Genomic DNA, 1,457 nt, shown 5'->3' on the forward strand with positions numbered 1-1,457 from the left:
CGCAGCGAGGCCGGGCAGAGCGCCGATGACAAGCGCGGCGCGATGATGGAGGGCATCGCGGCGCACTACGCGCGCATCCATGCCGCTGCCGTGGCGATGCGCGAGGCCGAAGCCGCGCCGCTGCCGATCGTCGCCACCGGCCACCTCACCACGGTCGGGGCCAGCACCAGCGATTCGGTGCGCGAGATCTATGTCGGCTCGCTCAACGCCTTTCCCACCAGCGCGTTTCCGCCGGCCGCGTATATCGCGCTGGGCCATATCCACCAGCCGCAGAAGGTCGGCGGGCTGGAGCACATCCGCTACAGCGGCTCGCCGATTCCGCTGAGTTTCGACGAGGTCGGGCAGGTCAAGCAGGTGCTGCTGGTGGAGTTGGACGGCGAGCAGCTGCAGTCGGTGACGCCATTGCCGGTGCCGCGTTTCCGGGTGCTGGCACGAGTAGCCGGCACCCTGGCCGGCCTGCCGCAGCAACTGGCGGATGTGGCGGCACAGGTTCCCGCCGGGCAGCGGGGCTGGGTCGAGGTCACCGTGGAGATCGACGACTACCTGCCCGATCTGCAAAGCCGTATCGCCGCACTGGTCGAAGCGTTGCCGCTGGAGGTGCTGCGTATCCGCCGCAAGCGCAGCAGCATCACCGCGGTGATCGAGGCGGACGCCGGCCAGCATCTGGATGAACTGCAGCCGCGCGAGGTGTTCGCGCAGCGGCTGGCGCAGGAGCAGGAGCTTCCGGAGGAACGGGTGGTCGAGCTGCATGCCTGTTTCGAGCAGGTGCTGGCCGATATCGAAGGCGGGGAGCCGGCATGAAAATCCTCTCGCTGCGGCTGAAGAACCTCAATTCGCTCAAGGGCGAAACCCATATCGATTTCACCGCGCCGGCCTTTGCCGATGGCCTGTTCGCCATCACCGGGCCGACCGGTGCCGGCAAGACCACGCTGCTGGACGCGATCTGCCTGGCGCTGTTCCATCGCACCCCGCGCATGGCCACCCTCTCGGCCGCGCACAATCCGCTGATGACCGAGCACACCGCCGACTGCCTGGCCGAGGTGGAGTTCGAGAGCCGTGGCCAGCGCTACCGCGCGTTCTGGGCGCAGCGGCGTGCGCGCGACAAGGTTGATGGCCGCCTGCAGGCGCCGCAGGTGGAGCTGGCGCTGGCCGACGGCCGCATCATCACCACCTCGATCAAGGAGAAGCTGGAGGAGACCGAGGCCCGCACCGGCTGGATTTCGACCGCTTCACCCGCTCGGTGCTGCTGGCGCAGGGCCAGTTCGCCGACTTCCTCAACAGCTCCGACAAGGACCGCGCCGAGCTGCTGGAACAGCTCACCGGCACCGATATCTACAGCGACATTTCCCAGCGCGTGTACCAGCAGACCGAGCAGCGCAAGCGCGAGGTGGAGCAGTTGCAGGCCCGTGCCGGCGGCGTGCAGCTGCTGCCGGAACCCGAGCGCGCGGCGCTGCAGG

General features: G+C 68.6%; 2 protein-coding genes. Both read left to right on the top strand.

From position 1 onward, the window contains the following. A partial coding sequence (locus tag JCM9942_RS15785) for an exonuclease SbcCD subunit D C-terminal domain-containing protein (protein ID WP_172675166.1) occupies positions 1-801 on the top strand: 801 nt, incomplete at its 5' end. Next, positions 798-1,457 (top strand): AAA family ATPase (locus JCM9942_RS18475; RefSeq protein WP_218185512.1); only part of this gene is annotated, 660 nt, incomplete at its 3' end. The genes JCM9942_RS15785 and JCM9942_RS18475, both read left to right, overlap by 4 nt.

The organism is Stenotrophomonas pictorum JCM 9942, assembly GCF_001310775.1.
In the GTDB taxonomy this organism is placed as follows: domain Bacteria; phylum Pseudomonadota; class Gammaproteobacteria; order Xanthomonadales; family Xanthomonadaceae; genus Stenotrophomonas; species Stenotrophomonas pictorum.